We start from the raw sequence: 17519 nt of genomic DNA, 5'->3' as shown, positions 1-17519 counted from the left end.
AGTTACCAAGCCGCCCGCCCACAGGTTTCCGCATGGCCACCGCTCGCCGGAAAACATTCGCCTGTCCCGTCGACGTGACGCTCAGCCTGATCCACGGCAAGTGGAAACCGATGATCCTGTGGCTGCTGTCGACGCGGTCCCGCCGCTTCAGCGACTTCCAGGTCGCCATGCCACAGGTGGCGCACAAGGTGCTCAGCCAGCAGCTGCGGCAACTGGAGGCGGACGGATTGATACGCCGCACGGTGCGCGACGCGCAGGGGCAGCGCATGGATTACCGGCTGACCGAATTTGGCCGCAGCCTGCGGCCGGCGCTGAATGCGCTGGCGAGCTGGGGCAAGGTCCACCACCGCGCGCTGGGCGCGGAGTACGGAATCCCGGCAGGCGAGGGCGATTGATCGCGTGCGGGCCCCGGCTCAGCCGCGATGCACCTGCAGCCCCGCCGCCGACTGGTTGGTTGGCATGATCTCGATGCGGTTGACGTTGAGGTGCGGCGGCAGGTTGGCGATCCACCAGATGGTGTCGGCGACGTCGCCGGCGGTGATCGGGTGGACGCCGGCGTAGAGCGTGTCGGACGCGGCCTGGTCGCCGCCGGTGCGCACCAGGGTGAACTCGGTCTCGGCCATGCCGGGCTCGATCGAGGTGACGCGCACGCCGGTGCCGTGCAGGTCCACGCGCAGGTTCTGCGAGAACTGGGTGACGAAGGCCTTGGTGGCGCCGTAGACGTTGCCGCCCTGGTAGGGGTAGCTGCCGGCGATCGAGCTGATGTTGACGATGGCGCCGCGGCGTTCGATCAGCCGGGGCAGCAACAGGTGGGTCATCGCCGCCAGCGCGGTGACGTTGGTGTCGATCATCTGCTTCCACTGCGCCAGGTCGGCCCGTTGCGCCGGCGCGGTACCCAGCGCCAGGCCGGCGTTGTTGACCAGCAGGTCGACGCCGGCGAAGGCGGGCGGCAGGGCGTCGACGGCGGCGTGCAGCGCGGCTTCGTCGCGGATGTCGAAGGCGTTCGTGTGCACCTTGTCGGCGCCGTGGGCATCCACCAGCTTCTGCAGCCGCTCGGCGCGCCGGCCGCTGGCGATCACGCGCCAGCCGCCGGCGACGAAGCGTTCCACGGTGGCGGCGCCAAAGCCGGCGGTGGCGCCGGTGATCCAGGCAGTCTTGGTCGTCATCCGCCCAGTGTAGGAGCGCGCCCGGCGCGCGAAAAGCCCGCGGCGGCGGCGAAGACGTACCTTCGCCGACGGTTGCGCAGGGGAGCGCCTACCGGCCTTCCTTCAGTGCGATCGCATGGATCCCCGCCGACGCCAGCCGCTGCTTCACCGATTCCAGGCTGGTGGCGGAGTGGTAGGGCCCCAGGCGCACGCGGTGGTAGGTCTGGCCTCCCACGTTGACCGGTTGCACGTTGGCGACGAAGCCCTGCAGCGCCAGCTTGGCCTTCAGCGCTTCCGCGTCGGCGGCGTCGGGAAAGGCGCCGACCTGCAGCAGGTAGCCGTTGCCCGTGGCGGCCGGCTGCACGGTCGAGGGCGGCGCGGCGGTGACGTTCTGGGTGACCGCGGCCGGGGCGTTGGCGGCGGGTGGCGGTGTCGCGGGCTGCGGCGCCTGCTGGGAGGCGGCCTGCTGCTTCTGCTGCTGCTCGGCGCGGGCCTGCGCGCTGATCTCGGCGTCGGGGATGCGCACCTCCTTCTCCGACAGCACGGAGTAGAAGTCGTACTTCGGCTTCTGCGGCGCGCTGCCCCCGGACGAGGGCTGCAGCCCGGCGTCGCTGCCGGGCTGCGCGGTGGCCTGCGCGTTCGGCTGCGGGCCCTTGGGCGCCATCGGCATCAGCGAGTGGCGCATCAGCATCACCACGACCACCGCGCCGATGGCGATGCCGATCAGCACGCCGGCCCAGCTGGGGAATCCACCGCCGTTGTTGCGCACGGCCTGCCGGCCCTTGCCCTTGCGTGCTGCCATCACATGCTCTCCGGGGCGCCCAGGCCCAGCAAATCCAAACCGTTGCGCAGCACCTGGCGGGTCGCCACCACCAGCGCCAGCCGCGCGTCGCGCAGGTCCCCGTCGTGGACCAGGAACTGATGCGAGTTGTAGTAGACGTGGAAGGCGTTGGCCAGTTCGCGCAGCCCGTTGGCGAGCAGGTGCGGCTCCAGGCCGGCCGCCGCGGCCTCCACCACCTCGGGGTACTTCGACAGCTCGGTCAGCAGGTCCTGCTCGTGCTCGTTGTCCAGCCGCGCCAGGTGCGCCAGGCCATTATCCGGGTCGAACGTGAACCCCTTCTCGCCGGCCTGGCGCAGCACGCTGCACACGCGGGCATGGGCGTACTGGATGTAGTAGACCGGGTTGTCGTTGGTCTGCGAGCGGGCCAGGTCGATGTCGAACACCAGCTGCGAGTCGCCCTTGCGCGAGATCAGGAAGTAGCGCGTGGCGTCCTTGCCCACCTCGTCGATCAGGTCGCGCAGGGTGACGTAGCTGCCGGCGCGCTTGGAGATCTTCACCTCCTCGCCGCCGCGCATCACGGTGACCATCTGGTACAGCAGGTAGTCGGGGTAGCCCTTGGGGATGCCGGCGTCCAGCGCCTGCAGGCCGGCCTTCACGCGCGCCAGCGAGCCGTGGTGGTCCGAACCCAGCACGGTGATCGCCTTTCCGTAGCCGCGCTGCCACTTCGACAGGTGGTAGGCCACGTCCGGCACGAAGTAGGTGTAGGTGCCGTCGGACTTGCGCATCACGCGGTCCTTGTCGTCGCCGAAGTCGGTGCTGCGCAGCCACAGCGCGCCGCCGTCCTCGTAGGTGTGGCCGTGGGCGACCAGCTCGCGCACGGCCTCCTCCACCTTGCCGTCGGCGTACAGCGAGGATTCCAGGAAGTAGGTGTCGAAGCCGACGCCGAAGGCCTTCAGGTCCAGGTCCTGCTCGCGGCGCAGGTAGGCCACGGCGAAGGCGCGGATCGCGTCGAGGTCCTCCGCGTCCTTCGCGCCGGCGACGGTATGGCCTTCCACGGTGACGCTGTCGCCGGCCAGGTAGGCTTGCGCCACGTCGGCGATGTAGTCGCCGCGGTAGCCGTCCTCCGGCCAGCCGGCGTCGCCCGGGGCCAGCCCGCGCGCGCGCGCCTGCACCGAGGTCGCCAGGTTGGCGATCTGCACGCCGGCGTCGTTGTAGTAGAACTCGCGCTTCACGTCCCAGCCGCTGGCTTCCAGCAGGCGCGCCACGCAGTCGCCCAGCGCGGCATTGCGGCCGTGGCCCACGTGCAGGGGGCCGGTGGGATTGGCGGAGACGAACTCCACGCCCACGGTGCGGCCGGCGCCGCTGGCATTGCGGCCGTAGGCGGCGGCTTCGGCGAACACGCGCCGCACCTCGGCGTGGTAGGCCCCGGGAGCGAGGAAGAAGTTGATGAAGCCGGGCCCGGCGATCTCCACCTTCGCCAGCAGCGGGCTGGCCGGCAGCGCGGCGACCAGCTTCTCGGCCAGCTCGCGCGGTTTGGCGCGCGCCGGCTTGGCCAGCAGCATCGCCAGGTTGGTGGCGAAATCGCCGTGCTCGCGGCTGCGCGCGCGTTCGATCACGAACCCGGGCGGGTCGAGGTCGGCGGGCAGGGTGCCGTCGTTCCGCAGGGCCTGGAGGGCCTGCAGCAGCAGGTCGCGCAGCGGTTGCTTCATGGGGTGGGATCGTCTTCGATGGAACCCTGCATCGTAACAGACCGTGCCCATGCCAGCCCGCCCGGCGCCGTCCGGGGACAACGTGGACAGCGCTGTGGATAACTCTGTGGGGAAAGTTGCCTCGCCTGGCGCGGGAATCCGGCCGACATGGCCCTGAAATGAAGTTTCAGGACAAAAACATATGTAGAACAATGTCTTGTGATGTGAACCTGATGTCGGCGGGAGGTCGTGGCCGACAAACGGCGCCACCGGGCGTGTGTGCATAAGTTGGCGCGCACTGGCGCGGTCTGGCGTGTCACACGCGCGTCACGCGGCGCGGCCACACTGGTCGCGTATCCCCGAACCTCCCCGTCGGTGCGATACGGCGATGGCTGCGCCCCTCCCCCCCGGCAGCCGCGGCGCGGACCCACGGTCCGCGCCGTTTTTTTTGCGCCTCCCTAGATCAGGCCGCGTGCGGCCATCGACACCGGCGCGCCGGCACCGATCACCAGGTGGTCCAGCACGCGCACGCCGACCAGCTTCAGCGCGTCGCGCAGTTCGTGGGTGATCGCGCGGTCGGCGGCGCTGGGCTCGGCCACGCCGCTAGGATGGTTGTGCGCGAAGATCACCGCGCAGGCGTTGTGGTGCAGGCAGGCACGCACCACTTCGCGAGGGTGCACGCTGGCGCCATCCACGGTGCCGCGGAACAGTTCCTCGAAGGCCAGCACGCGGTGGCGGTTGTCCAGGTACAGGCAGGCGAACACCTCGTAGGGCAGGTGGCGCAGGCGGGCGCTGAGGAATGCGCCGCTGTCGCGCGGGTTGCCCAGGCTCGGGCGCTCGGCCAACTGCTCGGCCAGGCTGCGCCGGGCCAGTTCCAGCGCGGCGGCGATGCGGGCGCGCTTGGCCGGGCCCAGGCCGGTGGCGCGCACGGCCCGGTCCGGCCGGCCGAGCAGGGCGCCCAGGCTGCCGGTGCCGGCCAGCAGCTCGCGGCCCAGCGCGATGGCGTCCTTGCCGCGCACGCCGCTGCCCAGCAGCACGGCCAGCAGTTCGGCGTCGGACAACGCGGCGCTGCCGCGCGCCAGCAGTTTCTCGCGGGGACGTTCGCCCTCGGGCCAGTTGCGGATGCTCATGCCCGCCAGCATGCGGGCCGGGGCGCGAAGACGGCAGCGGGAAAGCCGGGCGAATCCAGTAAGCTAGGGCTGAACGTCAGTCAGCGCTTACTTACATGAGCCTAGCCAATCGTCGCATCCTGCTCGGAGTGTCCGGCGGCATCGCCGCCTACAAGTCCTGCGAACTGGTCCGGCGCCTGCGCGAGCGGGGCGCCGAGGTGCGCGTGGTGATGACCGCGGGCGCCACGCATTTCGTCGGCGTGGCCACGTTCCAGGCCTTGTCCGGCCAGCCGGTGCGCACCAGCCTGTGGGACGAGCAGGCCGAGGCGGCGATGGGCCACATCGAGCTGGCGCGCTGGGCCGAGCGCATCCTGGTCGCGCCGGCCAGCGCCGACGCGATCGCGCGGTTGGCCCATGGCCACGCCGACGACCTGCTGGCCACGCTGTGCCTGGCCAGTGCCGCGCCGCTGTACTTGGCGCCGGCGATGAACCAGCAGATGTGGGCGCACCCGGCGGTGCAGGCCAACCTGGCCACGCTGCGCGCGCGCGGCGTGCACGTGCTGGGGCCGGCGGCGGGCGAGCAGGCCTGCGGCGACGTGGGCTCCGGCCGCATGCTGGAGCCGCACGAGCTGCGCGACGCGCTGGCGGCCTCGTTCGGCGACGGCGCGCTGGCCGGGCTGGACGTGGTGGTCAGCGCCGGCCCCACCTTCGAGGACATCGACCCGGTGCGTTTCATCGGCAACCGCAGCTCCGGCAAGATGGGCTTCGCGGTGGCGCAGGCTGCCGCCGAGGCCGGCGCGCGGGTCACCCTGGTGGCCGGGCCGGTAAGCCTGCCCACGCCGCCCGGCGTGGCCGCGCGCGTCGACGTGCGCAGCGCGGCGCAGATGCAGGCGGCGGTGCTCGACGCCTGCGCACGGGCGGACATCTACGTCGGCGCCGCCGCGGTGGGGGACTATCGTCCGGCCGAGGTGGCCGAGCGCAAGCTGAAGAAGCAGGCCGGCGCCGACCTGGTGCTGCAGCTGGCGGAGAACCCCGACATCCTCGCCAGCCTGTCGGCACGGCCGCGGCATCCGTTCCTGGTCGGCTTCGCCGCCGAGACCCACGACGTGGCGGCCTATGCGCGCGGCAAGCTGGCGCGCAAGGGGCTGGACATGATCGCCGCCAACCAGGTCGGCGGCGGGCTGGGCTTCGAGACCGCCGACAACGCGCTCACCCTGTACTGGGCCGACGGCGAACTGGAGCTGCCGCGCACCGGCAAGGCCGAGCTGGCGCGCCAGCTGGTGGCCGAGGTGGCGGCGCGCTACAAGGCGTCGCGCGCATGATCGACGTCGAGCTGAAGGTCCTCGACCCGCGGCTGGGCGACAGCATCCCGTTGCCCGAACCGGCCACCGCTGGCAGCGCGGGCATGGACCTGCGCGCCGCGATCGACGCGCCACTGACCCTGCAGCCGGGCGACAGCGCGTTGGTGCCCAGCGGCATCGCCATCCACATCGGCGACCCGGGCTGGTGCGCCCTGGTGGTGCCGCGTTCCGGGCTGGGCCACAAACATGGCCTGGTGATGGGCAACCTGGTCGGCGTGATCGACGCGGACTACCAGGGCCCGCTGATGATCTCCTGCTGGAACCGCGGCCCGCAGCCCTACACCATCGCGGTGGGCGAGCGCGTCGCCCAGCTGCTGCTGGTGCCGGTGGCGCAGGCGCGGCTGAAGCAGGTGACGGAGTTCACGCCCTCGGCGCGCGGCGAAGGCGGTTTTGGTTCCACCGGGCGACACTAGGTGCTTTCGGTCTGGACCTGTGGGGGCGGGACATGACGATGAACCTCGCGCGATGGCAGCGCACGGCGAAGCAGTTCGACGCAGGCCGCCTGCTGTCGCTGGCCGGCGCCACCGTGCTGCTGCTGGGCGGCCTGTTCTGCGCCTGGCAGGCCTGGCTGATCGCCGACCAGGGCCGCGCCACGGCGCGGGTGAACCAGGCCCGGGACCAGGCCGTGCAGGTGCTGGCGGCGGAAATCGCGCGCGAACGCACGCAGCTGGCGCAGGCGCTGGCCGGCGTCGATCCCGTGCGGGTGCAGGCCGACCCCGCTGCGGCGGCCGTCGCCTTGCGCCAACGGCTGCCGCAGGCGCTGCAGCTGGAGCTGTACAGCGGCAGCCTCGACGAGGTGCTGCACGCCAACTACCGCCAGTTCGGCTACGCCAAGGCGGCGCAGCTGATGGCCGCGCAGAGCGCCGATGGCGTGCCGCCGATGCAGACGATCCCGCACGGCGGCGACGGCCGCCGGCTGAGCGAGGTGCTGCCGGTGGGCCCCGGTCGGCGGCCGGTGGCCTGGGCCTGGATCGAGTTGCCGTTCGCGCCGCTGCAGCGGCGTTTCGACGCGGTTCCGCCAAGCGGCGGCAGACTGGTGCTGCAGCAGGACGGCGACAACGGCGCCCTGGCGCTGCTCTCGCACGGCAGCATCGCCGGCGAGGTGGAAGCCGTGGGCAAGCCGGTGCCGGGCAGCACGCTCAGCGTGGCGGTGGCGCAGCCCGGCGCCTACATCGTGCTGACGCAGTCGCTGGCGTTGGCGCTGCTGCTGGCCCTGCTGGGGCTGGGCGGCGGCGGCTGGCTGCTGTGGCGCCGCGCGCGTGCGCGTGCGCCGGAACCTTCAACTTTCGAGGAACCCCAAGTGTCGTCCGTGTCCGAACAACGTCCGCCCCGCGCGCCGGCCGTCCCGCGCCCGCCGGCCGCCCGTCCCGCGCCGCAGCCGCCGGCGGCGAGCCCCGCCGAGGTCGACCCCGGCATCTTCCGCGCCTACGACGTACGCGGCGTGGTCGGCACGACGCTCACCGCGCAGGTGGCCAAGGCGCTGGGCCAGGCGATCGGCATGGTCATGCGCGAGAAGGGTCTGCGCGAGATCGTGGTGGGCCGCGACGGGCGCCTGTCCGGCCCCGAGCTGGCCGGCGCCCTGGCCGACGGCCTGCGCGCCGCCGGCATCGACGTGATTGACGTGGGCGCCGCGCCCACGCCGGTGATCTACTTCGCCGCCTACCGCTTCAACACCGGCAGCTGCGTGGCGGTGACCGGCAGCCACAACCCGCCGGACTACAATGGCTTCAAGATCGTGGTGGGCGGCGAGACGCTGTCCGAGGGCGCGATCCAGGACCTGTACCGGCGCATCGTCGAGGGCGCGCTGGACGACGACGGCCAGGGCGGCCTGCGCCACGTGGACGTGGTGCCCGACTACATCGAGCGGATCGCCTCCGACGTGCAGACCGAGCGCGCGCTCAAGGTGGTGGCGGACTGCGGCAACGGCATCCCCGGCGCGGTGGTGCCGCAGGTGCTGGAGGCGATCGGCTGCAAGGTGGTGCCGCTGTACTGCGAGGTGGACGGCCACTTCCCCAACCACCATCCGGATCCGTCCGACCCGCACAACCTGGAGGACCTGGTGCTCGCGGTGAAGCAGGTCGGCGCCGACCTCGGCGTGGCCTTCGACGGCGACGGCGACCGCCTCGGCGTGGTGACCAAGGACGGCGAGATCGTCTACCCCGACCGCCTGCTGATGCTGTTCGCGCGCGACGTGCTGTCGCGCCAGCCCGGCGCCACGATCATCTACGACGTGAAGTGCACCGGCCACCTGAAGGGCCAGGTGCTGGAAGCCGGCGGCAGCCCGCTGATGTGGCGCACCGGCCATTCGCTGATCAAGGCCAAGATGCGCGAGACCGGCGCCGAACTGGCCGGCGAGATGAGCGGCCACTTCTTCTTCAAGGAACGCTGGTACGGCTTCGACGATGGCATCTACGCCGGCGCGCGGCTGCTGGAGATCCTCGCCGGCGACCTGGAGGGGCGCACGCCGGAGGCGATCTTCGCCACCCTGCCCAAGGGCGTCTCCACCCCCGAGCTGAAGATCGAGCTGGCCGAGGGCGAGCACTACCGCTTCATGGAGAAGTTCAAGGCGCAGGCGCAGTTCGGCGACGCCACCCTGGTCACCATCGACGGCGTTCGCGCCGACTGGCCGGACGGCTGGGGCCTGGTGCGCGCCTCCAACACCACGCCGGTGCTGGTGCTGCGCTTCGACGCCGACAGCGAGGCGGCGCTCACGCGCATCCAGCAGGTGTTCCGCGAACAGCTGCTGCGGGTCGAGCCGGGGCTGAAGCTGCCGTTCTGAACCGGAGAGCGCAGTCTCAGTAGCCGCGTTCCTGCTTCTGCGCTTCCTTCAGTTCGCGGAAGTGCTGCAACTGTTGCGCCTGCTTCTGTGCGGTGGCGTCGCGCTGGTCCTGCTGGCGCGCCAGCGTGGCGCGCTGGTCGGCGACCACGTCGCGCTGGCTGGCGATGCGGTCGTGCAGCGGCTTCGGCACCGGTTCCTTGGCGTTTTCCAGGTCGGCCGCGCGGGCCAGCAGGTCGGCCAGCGCCTTTTCCTGGCTGTGCAGGTTGATCCGGGTGGTGCCGATCTGCTGGTCCAGATTGTCCAGGATCTGCTGCAGGGCGGTCTGGTACGCGGCCACGTCCGGGTAGGCGTTGAGCAACTGGATGTCGTCGCGCTCGTGCTGCCGGGCCGTACGTTGCGCGGCGGCGCGCTGCGTGGCGAGCTTCTCCGCCGCGACGCGTTCCTGCGCGGTGAGCGTCTTGTCCACGTGCTGCACCACCATGCCCTGGCCGTTGAGCACGTCGTAGCCGGCCTTGATGGCGCCCTCGCTGAGGCTGTCGCTGTAGTGCGGCAGGCCCTTGGCGTCCACCCAGCGGTAGCGGACGCCGTTGTTCTTCGACTGCTGCGCGTGGGCCGGCAACCCGGCGGCCAGCGCGGCCAGCGCGGCCAGCGCGATGACGAAAGCATGGATGCGCATGTATTCCCCCTTGCGCGGCAGTATAGCCATGGGGCCGCGGCGACACCGGATGCGGATCACGTTGCCGCGCATGGAACGCTATGCGGCGACGCCGTAGCGCTCGCGATAGGCGAGCAGGCGGGCATGCTCGGCGGCCAGCGCCGGGCGTTCGCCGGCATACGCCAGCACGTCGGCGAGGCTGGCGATGGCGACCACCGGGATGCCGTAGTCGCGCTGCACTTCCTGGGCGGCGGAAAGCTCGCCCTGGCCGCGCTCCTGCCGGTCCAGGGCGATCAGCACGCCGGCCGGCTCGGCGCCGTGGGCGCGGATCAGCGCCAGCGACTCGCGCACCGCGGTGCCGGCGGTCATCACGTCGTCCACGATCAGCACGCGGCCCTTGAGCGGCGCGCCGACCAGCACGCCGCCTTCGCCGTGGTCCTTGGCTTCCTTGCGGTTGTAGGCCCAGGGCAGGTCGCGGCCGTGCGCCTCGGCCAGCGCGATGGCGGTGGCGGCGGCCAGCGCGATGCCCTTGTAGGCGGGGCCGAACAGCATGTCCACCGCCAGCCCGGCGCGTTCCACCGCGGCGGCGTAGGCGCGACCCAGCCGGGCCAGCGCGGCGCCGGAGTCGATCCGTCCCATGTTGAAGAAGTACGGGCTCTGGCGGCCGGATTTCAGGGTGAACTCGCCGAAGCGCAGCACCTCGCGCTCGAGGGTGAGGTCGATGAAGTCGCGCTGGTAGTCGTGCATGCGGGGTCTCGTCAGGGCAGGGGGCGCCACAGCAGGTGCTGCGGCCCGGAGCGCCCGCCATGGTACAGCGTGCCGCTGTCGGCGAAGCCGGCGCGCAGGTACAGCGCCAGCGCGGCGGCGTTGTCGCGGTTCACCGCGAGCACGACGCGGCGGGCCTGCGGGTGGCGCAGCGCCAGGTCGGCCAGCAGCGCGTCCAGCGCGGGCAGGCCCAGGCCGCGGCCCTGCCAAGCGGCGTCGAGCTGGAACGAGCGCAGACCCAGCGCATCGGCGTCGGCGTCCCGGCCGGTGATGCCGCGGGCGCTGCGTTCGATCCGGTAGTAGCCGACCGGCGTGTCGCCGAGCAGGATCGCCATCGGCTCGCTGCCGGGGCATTGCTCGGCGTCGGGCAGGGTGCGCGCCGGCGGGCTGACGAAGCCGTCCTGGGCCGGCCGCACGTGCATCTTCAGCACGGCTTCGCGCAGCGCGGGCGTCACCGGGCAGACGCGGATGGCGGGTGGCGTGGGCATGGTTGCTATGATGCCCGCCATCGCTTCGGGAGTCGCCATGCGCATCATCACCCTCAACGCCAACGGCATCCGCTCGGCCGCGAACAAGGGCGTGTTCGAATGGCTGCGCGGCCAGCGCGCCGACGTGGTCTGCCTGCAGGAGACCAAGGCGCAGGAAGACCAGCTCGCCGACCCGATGTTCCGCCCCGACGGTCACCACTGCTTCTACCGCGACGCGAGCAGCAAGAAGGGTTACTCGGGCGTGGCGATCTACGCCCGGCGCGAGCCCGACGAGGTGCTGACCGAGCTGGGCTGGGACGAATTCGACAACGAGGGCCGCTACGTCGAGGCGCGCTTCGGCATGCTGAGCGTGGTGTCGCTGTACTTCCCGTCCGGCTCGTCGGGCGAGGAGCGCCAGCAGTTCAAGTTCCGCGCGATGGAATGGATCGCGCCGGTGTTCGACGGCTGGCTGAAGAGCGGCCGCGACTACGTGATCTGCGGCGACTGGAACATCGTGCGCAGCGAGAAGGACATCAGGAACTGGAAGTCCAACCAGAAGAATTCCGGCTGCCTGCCGGAGGAGCGCGCCTGGCTCAACGGCCTGGTCGAGGCCGGCTGGGTGGACAGCTACCGCACGCTGCACCCCGAGGGCCAGGACTACACCTGGTGGTCCAACCGCGGCCGCGCGCGCGAGAACGACGTGGGCTGGCGCATCGACTACCAGATCGCCACGCCCTCGCTGCGCGAGCGGCTGAAGGCCTGCTCGATCTACCGCGGCGAGCGCTTCTCCGACCACGCGCCGTATACCGTCGACTATGCCGACTGAAGACGTGGCCGCCGCGCCCGGCCGCCGCTGGCGCATCCTCAGCGTCGGGCTGCTGGGCTTCGCCTCCGGCCTGCCGCTGGCGTTGACCAACCCGACCCTGCAGGCGTGGTTCACCACCGCCGGCCTCAGCCTCAGGGACATCGGCTGGGTCACGCTGACCGGCACGGCCTACGTGTTCAAGTTCCTCTGGTCGCCACTGCTCGACCGCTTCCAGTTGCCGTGGCTGGGCCGCCGCCGCGGATGGATCGCCCTGATGCAGGCGATCTGCGGCTGCGCCCTGGTCGCCATGAGCTTCCACACGCCGCAGAAGGCGGCGGCCATGCTGGTACTGCTCGCCGTGCTGGTGGCGTTCTCGTCCGCGACCCAGGACATCGCCTACGACGCCCACCGCACCGACCTGCTGCGGCCGGAGGAACGCGGCTGGGGCATCGCCTTCATGCAGGGCGGCTACCGCGCGGCGATGCTGGTGTCCGGCGCGCTGGCGCTGATCCTCGCCGACCACCTGGGCTGGGCCTGGGTGTACCGGCTGATGGGCGCGCTGATGCTGGCGGCGATCGTGGTCACCGCCACCTCGCCGGAGGCGCCCGACGAGCAGCCCCTGCACAGCTTCGCCGAGGCGGTGGTGCGGCCGTTCATGGATTTCTTCGAGCGCTACGGCGTGCTGGCGCTGGCCTGGCTGGCGCTGATGGTGCTGTACAAGCTGTGCGACGCGTTCGCGCTGTCGCTGTCCACCACCTTCCTGCTGCGCGTGCCGCAGTTCAGCCTCACCGAGCTGGGTGCGATCAACAAGACCTTCGGCCTGTTCGCCGGCCTGCTCGGCGCGCTGGCCGGCGGCTGGGTGGTGACCCGGCTGCGGCTGTTCACCGCGCTGCTGGTGCTGGGCGTGTGCCAGGCGCTGGTGAACCTGGGCTACATCTGGCTGGTGCACAGCGGGCCGGACCTGGCTGCGCTGGCGATCGTGGTGGGGGCCGAGAACTTCTTCAGCGGTCTGGGCAGCACGGCCTTCGTGGTGCTGGTGACGGCATTGTGCAACGTGCGTTTCTCCGCCACCCAGTACGCCCTGCTGTCCTCGCTGTCGGCGGTGGGACGGGTGTTCCTGGGGCCGCTGGCGGCCTGGCTGGTGCCGCACGTGGGCTGGTCGAACTTCTTCGCGATCACCGCGCTGTCGGCCCTGCCGGGGCTGCTGCTGGTGGTCGCCCTGCGCGAGGCGATCGGCCGCGTGGAGCGCGTCCGGGCGCATTGAGAGCCTGTTCACGATCTCCAGGCGCCTCGCGCCGGAAATGTGCGGGCGTTCCGCAACGGGCACTTGTCCAGGTGTGCCGGCACCGCCACCATGGTCGCGCAGGGGGCTCAGCGTGCGCACGGAGCAACGCGATGCCGGATCTCGTGATACGTCACATCGACAGCCTGATGGCCGAGCGCATCAAGTCGCTGGCCAAGGATCGCCAATGGTCGATCAACGACGTGGTGCTGCACGCGCTGCGGCACGGGCTCGGCATGGCCAGCAGCAACATCTTCGCCGAGACCCTGCTCAACCCGGATGCCGCGACCGTGCTCGGCGGCCAGTGGGACGCGAAGGAAAAGGCGGTGTTCCAGGAAGCGCTGCAGGCGCTGGCCTCGGCGCGCGCCGAGCAGCTGGCGCCCGCGAACCTCGGCGACCCGCTGCTGGAAGGCCGCGACTGAACCGGTTCAGCGCGGCGCGGCGTAGACCGCGCCGAGCACGCGCGGCCCGCGCGCGCCGGTGACCGCCGGCAGGTTGCCCGGCCGTCCCAGCAGGCGCTGCCGCGCCAGCCACGCGAAGGCGGTGGCCTCCACGTAATCGGGATCGATGCCGAACGCGGTGGTGTCCAGCAGCACGCGCGGTGCCAGCCGTTCACCCAGGCGGCGCATCAGCACGGGGTTGTGCACGCCGCCGCCGCAGGCCACCACGTCGGTCGCCTGCGGGGCATGGGCGCGGATCGCGTCGGCCACGCTGCCCGCGGTGAGTTCGAGCAGGGTGGCCTGCACGTCGGCCGGCGCCAGCGCGGCCACGCGCGGGTGCGCGTCGAGCCAGGCCAGGTGGAAGTGCTCGCGGCCGGTGCTCTTGGGCGGCGCCAGCGCGAAGTAGGCGTCCGCAAGCAGCGCGTGCAGCAGCGCCTCGTCCACGCGGCCGGCAGCAGCGAAGGCGCCGTCGCGGTCATAGGCCTCGCCGCGATGGCGCAGGCACCAGGCGTCCATCAGGCCGTTGGCGGGGCCGGTGTCGAAGCCCAGCACGCCGCCATCGGCCCGCAGCACGGTGATGTTGGCGATGCCGCCGAGGTTCAGCACCGCGCGCTCGCGGCCCGGCGCGGCCAGCAGCATCGCGTGCAGCGCGGGCAGCAGCGGCGCGCCCTGGCCCCCGGCGGCGACGTCGGCGCGGCGGAAGTCCGCCACCACGTCGATGCCGCTGCGCTCGGCGATCACGCTCGGGTCGCCCACTTGCAGCGTGAAGGGATGTTCGCCGTGCGGGCGATGGCGGAGCGTCTGGCCATGCGAACCGATCGCACGCACCGCGCCGGGATCGGTGCCGCTTTCGGCGAGCAGCTGGCGCGCGGCGTCGGCGAAGCAGGCGCCGATCGCCACATCGAGGCGGCCATAGGCGTCCAGGTCCAGCCGGAGCTCGTCCTGCGCCACGGCGAGGATGCGCTCGCGCAGTTCGGCGGGCCACGGGTGCACGCGTGCCGCGACGGGTCGCGGCGTGTCGTCCTCGAAGCGCACCAGTGCGGCATCGATGCCGTCGGCGCTGGTGCCGGAGATCAGGCCGAGGTACAGCCCGCGGGTGTCATCCATGCGGCGTGCGGCTTATTCGTCGTGCGTGCTGCCGGCGGTGTTGGCGTGCGCCAGGCGGTAGCGGGTGTCGAGCATCTTCAGCCGCGCCAATTGCGGCTTCACCACGCTGGCCTCGAACTTCGCCAGCTGCGCGGCGGGCAGCGGCTGCGGCTTGGGCATGGTCACGGTGAGCGGATTCACCGCGCGGCCGTCGATGCGCACTTCGTAGTGCAGGTGCGGACCGGTGGCCAGGCCGGTCATGCCGACATAGCCGATTACTTCGCCCTGGCGCACGTGAGTGCCCACGTGCTCGCCCTTGGCGAAGCCCGACATGTGGCCGTAGGCGGTGGAGTAGGTGCTGTTGTGCTTGATCAGCACGAAGTTGCCGTAGCCGTTCTCCCAGCCGCGGTAGACGATGGTGCCGTCGCCGGCGGCGTGGATCGGCGTGCCCTTGGGCGCGGCGTAGTCCACGCCCTTGTGCGCCCGGGTGTAGCCCAGGATGGGGTGCTTGCGGGCGAGGCTGAAGCGCGAGGAGATGCGCGTGAACGCCACCGGCGTGCGCATCAGCGACTTGCGCAGCGGACGGCCGTCTTCGCTGTACCAGCCGATGGTGCCGTCGGCCTGCTTGAAGCGGTAGGCGGTGTAGCGCTTGCCCTGGTTGACGAACTCGGCCGCCACGATGTCGCCTTCGTGCAGGTAGGCGCCGTCGCGGTAGACGTCGTTGTAGATCACCGTGAAGCTGTCGCCGCTGCGGATGTCCTTGATGAAGTCGATGTCGTACTTGAAGATGTCCGCCAGCTTGACCACCATCGCGTCGCTCATGCCGGCCTTGGCGGCGGCGCCGAACAGCGAATCCTCGATGACGCCGTGCGCCACGTGCTCGCGCACGTTCAGTTCGCGCTGCTCCTGGCTGACGGCGGGTGCATTGCCGTCGAAGCGCACCACGGTGCGGGTGGTCTCGTCCTTGTCGAAGCGGAAGCCGTCGAGGCTGCCGCCGCGGCCGAGCAGGAAGTCGAAGGCCTCGCCCGGGCGGATCATGCGCAGCGGCTCGGGGTCGCCGGTGGCCTGGATCACCTGGTGCAGGTCGACCAGGCTCAGACCCTGGGCCTGGAAGATGTCGGACAGGGTCTGGCCGGGTTGCACGCGTACCGTGCGCCAGGCCTCGAAGCTGGTGCGGTCGACCGTCGGCGGGGGCAGCTTGGGCAGCGCCAGGGGCAGCAGGGTGCGCGCGGGCGGCACCGGTGCCGGGCGCATCGCGCTGGCCCAGGCGGGCATCAGCAGGCCGGACAGCACGGTGATCAGCAGCGCGGTGCCCGCGAGCATCCAGCGTTCGCGGTGCCAGCGGATCGGTTCGGCTTCGGCGTGGAGCGGGCTCAGCGACCAGTGCGCGCAGCGCTGGTAGAAGTGGGAATGGCGTCGCTGCGCCTTGCGGCAGATCGCCTGTTTGCGCATCAAGCGCCTGCCTCGTTTGCCCTCGCCCATGCCGGCCCCCCGCGTAACAAAGTATCAATCGGCGCGTACCATAACGAGCTTGTGCAAACGGCGTCAACGCCTTTTCCATCAATGGTTTGCGCGAGGTTGGCGATTAACGCACAATTAACGGCCATGGTGCGGCGCAACCTTCGCGACGTATCCCTTCAATCGACAACCCCGAGGAATGCATGAGCGAGCTTGAGCAGGCGCTGGCCACTATCGCGCGCGGCGCGGACGAGATCATCAAGCGCGAGGAGCTGGCCGAGCGCCTGAAGCGCGGTCGCCCGTTGCGCATCAAGGCCGGCTTCGACCCCACCGCGCCGGACCTGCACCTGGGCCATACGGTGCTGCTCAACAAGATGCGCCAGTTCCAGGATCTGGGGCACCAGGTGATCTTCTTGATCGGCGACTTCACCGGGATGATCGGCGACCCCACCGGCAAGAACGTCACCCGCAGGCCGCTGAGCCGCGAGGACGTGCTCAGGAACGCCGAGACTTACGCCGCGCAGGTGTACAAAGTGCTCGATCGCGAGCGCACCGAGGTGCGCTTCAACTCCGAGTGGTTCGGCAAGATGGGCGCGGCCGACATGATCCGGCTGGCCGCGCAGCACACCGTGGCGCGCATGCTCGAGCGCGACGATTTCGCCAAGCGCTATGCCGCCCAGCAGCCGATCGCCATCCACGAGTTCCTCTACCCGCTGGTGCAGGGCTACGACTCAGTGGCGCTCGAAGCCGACGTTGAGCTCGGCGGCACCGACCAGAAGTTCAACCTGCTGATGGGACGGGCGCTGCAGGAGCACCACGGCCAGCCGCCGCAGATCGTGCTGACCATGCCGCTACTGGAGGGCCTGGACGGTGTCAATAAGATGTCCAAGTCGCTGGGCAACTACATCGGCATCGACGAGCCGGCGATCGACATCGTCACCAAGACGATGAAGATCGACGACGCGTTGATGTGGCGCTGGTTCGAATTGCTCAGCTTCGAGGTGACGCTGGACGAACTGGCGCGCATGAAGCGCGAAGTGGAGGGTGGGTCGCTCAATCCGCGCGACGCCAAGTTGCGCCTGGCGCGCGAACTGGCCGCGCGCTTCCATGACGCGGCCGCCGCCGAGCAGGCCATCGCCGGCTGGCACGCGGTGGTGCGCGGCGAGGGCGACATGTCGCTGCTGCCGCTCAGCGAGATCGTGGTGTCCGCCGAAGGCCTGCGCTTGCCCGCGCTGCTCACGGCGGCAGGGCTCACCGCCAGCAATTCCGAGGCGAACCGCAAGCTCAAGGAGCGTGCGGTACGCATCGACGCGGAGGTGGTGGAGGACGCGCAGCGCGTGTTCGGCGCCGGCTTCGAGGGCGTGCTGCAGGTGGGCAAGCGCAACTTCGCCCGTGTGCGCCTCGTCGCTGCTTGAACGGCGCGAGGCGGATGCGGTTTGCGGAGAGTTCCCATGATGAGCGCAGGCAAGGGGTTGCGCGAAACATCGAAAAATTTTCGCGAAAAAGCTTGCCAAGCAGAGGGCCTCTCCCTAGTATTCGCCGCCCGCCGCAGTGGTTCTTCCTACGGCAACATCCTCGGCAGCAGAAAATCTTCTCGAGGGTGTTGACGGCAGTAGAAAGGGATGTAGAATGGGCGGCTCACCCGGGACGAAATGTTCTGGGGCGTTTCGAGGAATCGGGCGCAAGTGGTTGATCTTT

At 70.8% G+C, this 17519-nt stretch carries 17 protein-coding genes; 8 read left to right on the top strand and 9 right to left on the bottom strand.

The features are described from left to right. Positions 1-32 precede the first annotated feature (32 nt). Complete coding sequence (locus QMK61_RS12225) at positions 33-395, top strand: helix-turn-helix domain-containing protein (RefSeq protein ID WP_302072493.1); 363 nt, start codon at positions 33-35, stop codon at positions 393-395. Positions 396-413: 18 nt separating this feature from the next. On the opposite strand, the gene QMK61_RS12220 is transcribed toward QMK61_RS12225, so the two are convergent. From QMK61_RS12220 to radC, 4 genes are all read right to left on the bottom strand, one after another. Further along, positions 414-1166, bottom strand: a complete 753-nt coding sequence (locus QMK61_RS12220; RefSeq protein ID WP_302072492.1) for an SDR family NAD(P)-dependent oxidoreductase — start codon at positions 1164-1166, stop codon at positions 414-416. 88 nt (positions 1167-1254) lie between these two features. Further along, entirely contained in the window at positions 1255-1947 is a 693-nt protein-coding gene (locus QMK61_RS12215) for an SPOR domain-containing protein (RefSeq protein ID WP_302072491.1), read from the bottom strand. Further along, complete coding sequence (gene argS, locus QMK61_RS12210) at positions 1947-3635, bottom strand: arginine--tRNA ligase (protein WP_302072490.1); 1689 nt, start codon at positions 3633-3635, stop codon at positions 1947-1949. Before argS ends, QMK61_RS12215 begins: the two co-directional genes overlap by 1 nt. A gap of 437 nt (positions 3636-4072) precedes the next feature. Continuing rightward, entirely contained in the window at positions 4073-4744 is a 672-nt protein-coding gene (radC, locus tag QMK61_RS12205; protein ID WP_302072489.1) for a DNA repair protein RadC, read from the bottom strand. A 95-nt stretch (positions 4745-4839) separates the two neighbouring features. Between radC and coaBC the strand changes: the two genes are divergently transcribed. The 3 genes from coaBC to QMK61_RS12190 are packed head-to-tail and all read left to right on the top strand — an operon-like array spanning position 4840 to position 8863. Continuing rightward, positions 4840-6045, top strand: a complete 1206-nt coding sequence (gene coaBC, locus QMK61_RS12200) for a bifunctional phosphopantothenoylcysteine decarboxylase/phosphopantothenate--cysteine ligase CoaBC (RefSeq protein ID WP_302072488.1) — start codon at positions 4840-4842, stop codon at positions 6043-6045. Further along, positions 6042-6497, top strand: a complete 456-nt coding sequence (dut, locus tag QMK61_RS12195) for a dUTP diphosphatase (protein ID WP_302072487.1) — start codon at positions 6042-6044, stop codon at positions 6495-6497. Before coaBC ends, dut begins: the two co-directional genes overlap by 4 nt. A 32-nt stretch (positions 6498-6529) precedes the next feature. Continuing rightward, entirely contained in the window at positions 6530-8863 is a 2334-nt protein-coding gene (locus QMK61_RS12190) for a phosphomannomutase/phosphoglucomutase (protein WP_302072486.1), read from the top strand. Positions 8864-8879: 16 nt separating this feature from the next. Here the strand turns inward: QMK61_RS12190 and QMK61_RS12185 are convergent, their stop codons facing one another. The 3 genes from QMK61_RS12185 to QMK61_RS12175 all read right to left on the bottom strand — a co-directional run bounded on the left by QMK61_RS12185 (position 8880) and on the right by QMK61_RS12175 (position 10810). After that, a complete protein-coding gene (locus QMK61_RS12185) occupies positions 8880-9539 on the bottom strand; it encodes a DUF4124 domain-containing protein (RefSeq protein ID WP_302072485.1) in 660 nt (219 codons plus the stop codon). Positions 9540-9617: 78 nt separating this feature from the next. Next, a complete protein-coding gene (gene pyrE, locus QMK61_RS12180; protein WP_302072484.1) occupies positions 9618-10265 on the bottom strand; it encodes an orotate phosphoribosyltransferase in 648 nt (215 codons plus the stop codon). Between the two features lie 11 nt (positions 10266-10276). Next, the gene (locus QMK61_RS12175; protein WP_302072483.1) at positions 10277-10810 is read right to left on the bottom strand and encodes a GNAT family N-acetyltransferase; all 534 of its coding nucleotides are present in this window, start codon (positions 10808-10810) and stop codon (positions 10277-10279) included. Between QMK61_RS12175 and QMK61_RS12170 the strand changes: the two genes are divergently transcribed. The 3 genes from QMK61_RS12170 to QMK61_RS12160 all read left to right on the top strand — a co-directional run bounded on the left by QMK61_RS12170 (position 10809) and on the right by QMK61_RS12160 (position 13259). Beyond that, entirely contained in the window at positions 10809-11576 is a 768-nt protein-coding gene (locus tag QMK61_RS12170; RefSeq protein ID WP_302072482.1) for an exodeoxyribonuclease III, read from the top strand. The genes QMK61_RS12175 and QMK61_RS12170 overlap by 2 nt on opposite strands. After that, positions 11566-12819 carry an MFS transporter gene (locus QMK61_RS12165; RefSeq protein WP_302072481.1) on the top strand — a complete coding sequence of 418 codons (1254 nt, stop codon included), beginning with the start codon at positions 11566-11568 and terminating at the stop codon, positions 12817-12819. The genes QMK61_RS12170 and QMK61_RS12165 overlap by 11 nt, the downstream gene beginning before the upstream one ends. A 131-nt stretch (positions 12820-12950) precedes the next feature. Beyond that, a complete protein-coding gene (locus QMK61_RS12160) occupies positions 12951-13259 on the top strand; it encodes a hypothetical protein (RefSeq protein ID WP_302072480.1) in 309 nt (102 codons plus the stop codon). A 6-nt stretch (positions 13260-13265) separates the two neighbouring features. On the opposite strand, the gene QMK61_RS12155 is transcribed toward QMK61_RS12160, so the two are convergent. Together QMK61_RS12155 and QMK61_RS12150 are read right to left on the bottom strand one after the other, a co-directional pair. Then, on the bottom strand, positions 13266-14384 hold the full coding sequence (locus tag QMK61_RS12155) for an anhydro-N-acetylmuramic acid kinase (RefSeq protein WP_302072479.1): 1119 nt from the start codon (positions 14382-14384) through the stop codon (positions 13266-13268). A 12-nt stretch (positions 14385-14396) separates the two neighbouring features. Beyond that, positions 14397-15845 (bottom strand): peptidoglycan DD-metalloendopeptidase family protein, encoded by a 1449-nt coding sequence (locus QMK61_RS12150; RefSeq protein WP_302072478.1) that lies wholly within the window; start codon positions 15843-15845, stop codon positions 14397-14399. Positions 15846-16024: 179 nt separating this feature from the next. On the opposite strand from QMK61_RS12150, the gene tyrS reads away from it, so the two are divergent. Next, entirely contained in the window at positions 16025-17236 is a 1212-nt protein-coding gene (gene tyrS / locus QMK61_RS12145; protein ID WP_302072477.1) for a tyrosine--tRNA ligase, read from the top strand. The last annotated feature ends 283 nt before the right edge of the window (positions 17237-17519 follow it).

Source organism: Fulvimonas sp. R45 (assembly GCF_030504985.1).
Lineage (GTDB): Bacteria > Pseudomonadota > Gammaproteobacteria > Xanthomonadales > Rhodanobacteraceae > Rhodanobacter_A.
Note: the sequence above shows the minus strand (reverse complement) of the source record. Positions and strands in the feature narration are given on the sequence as shown.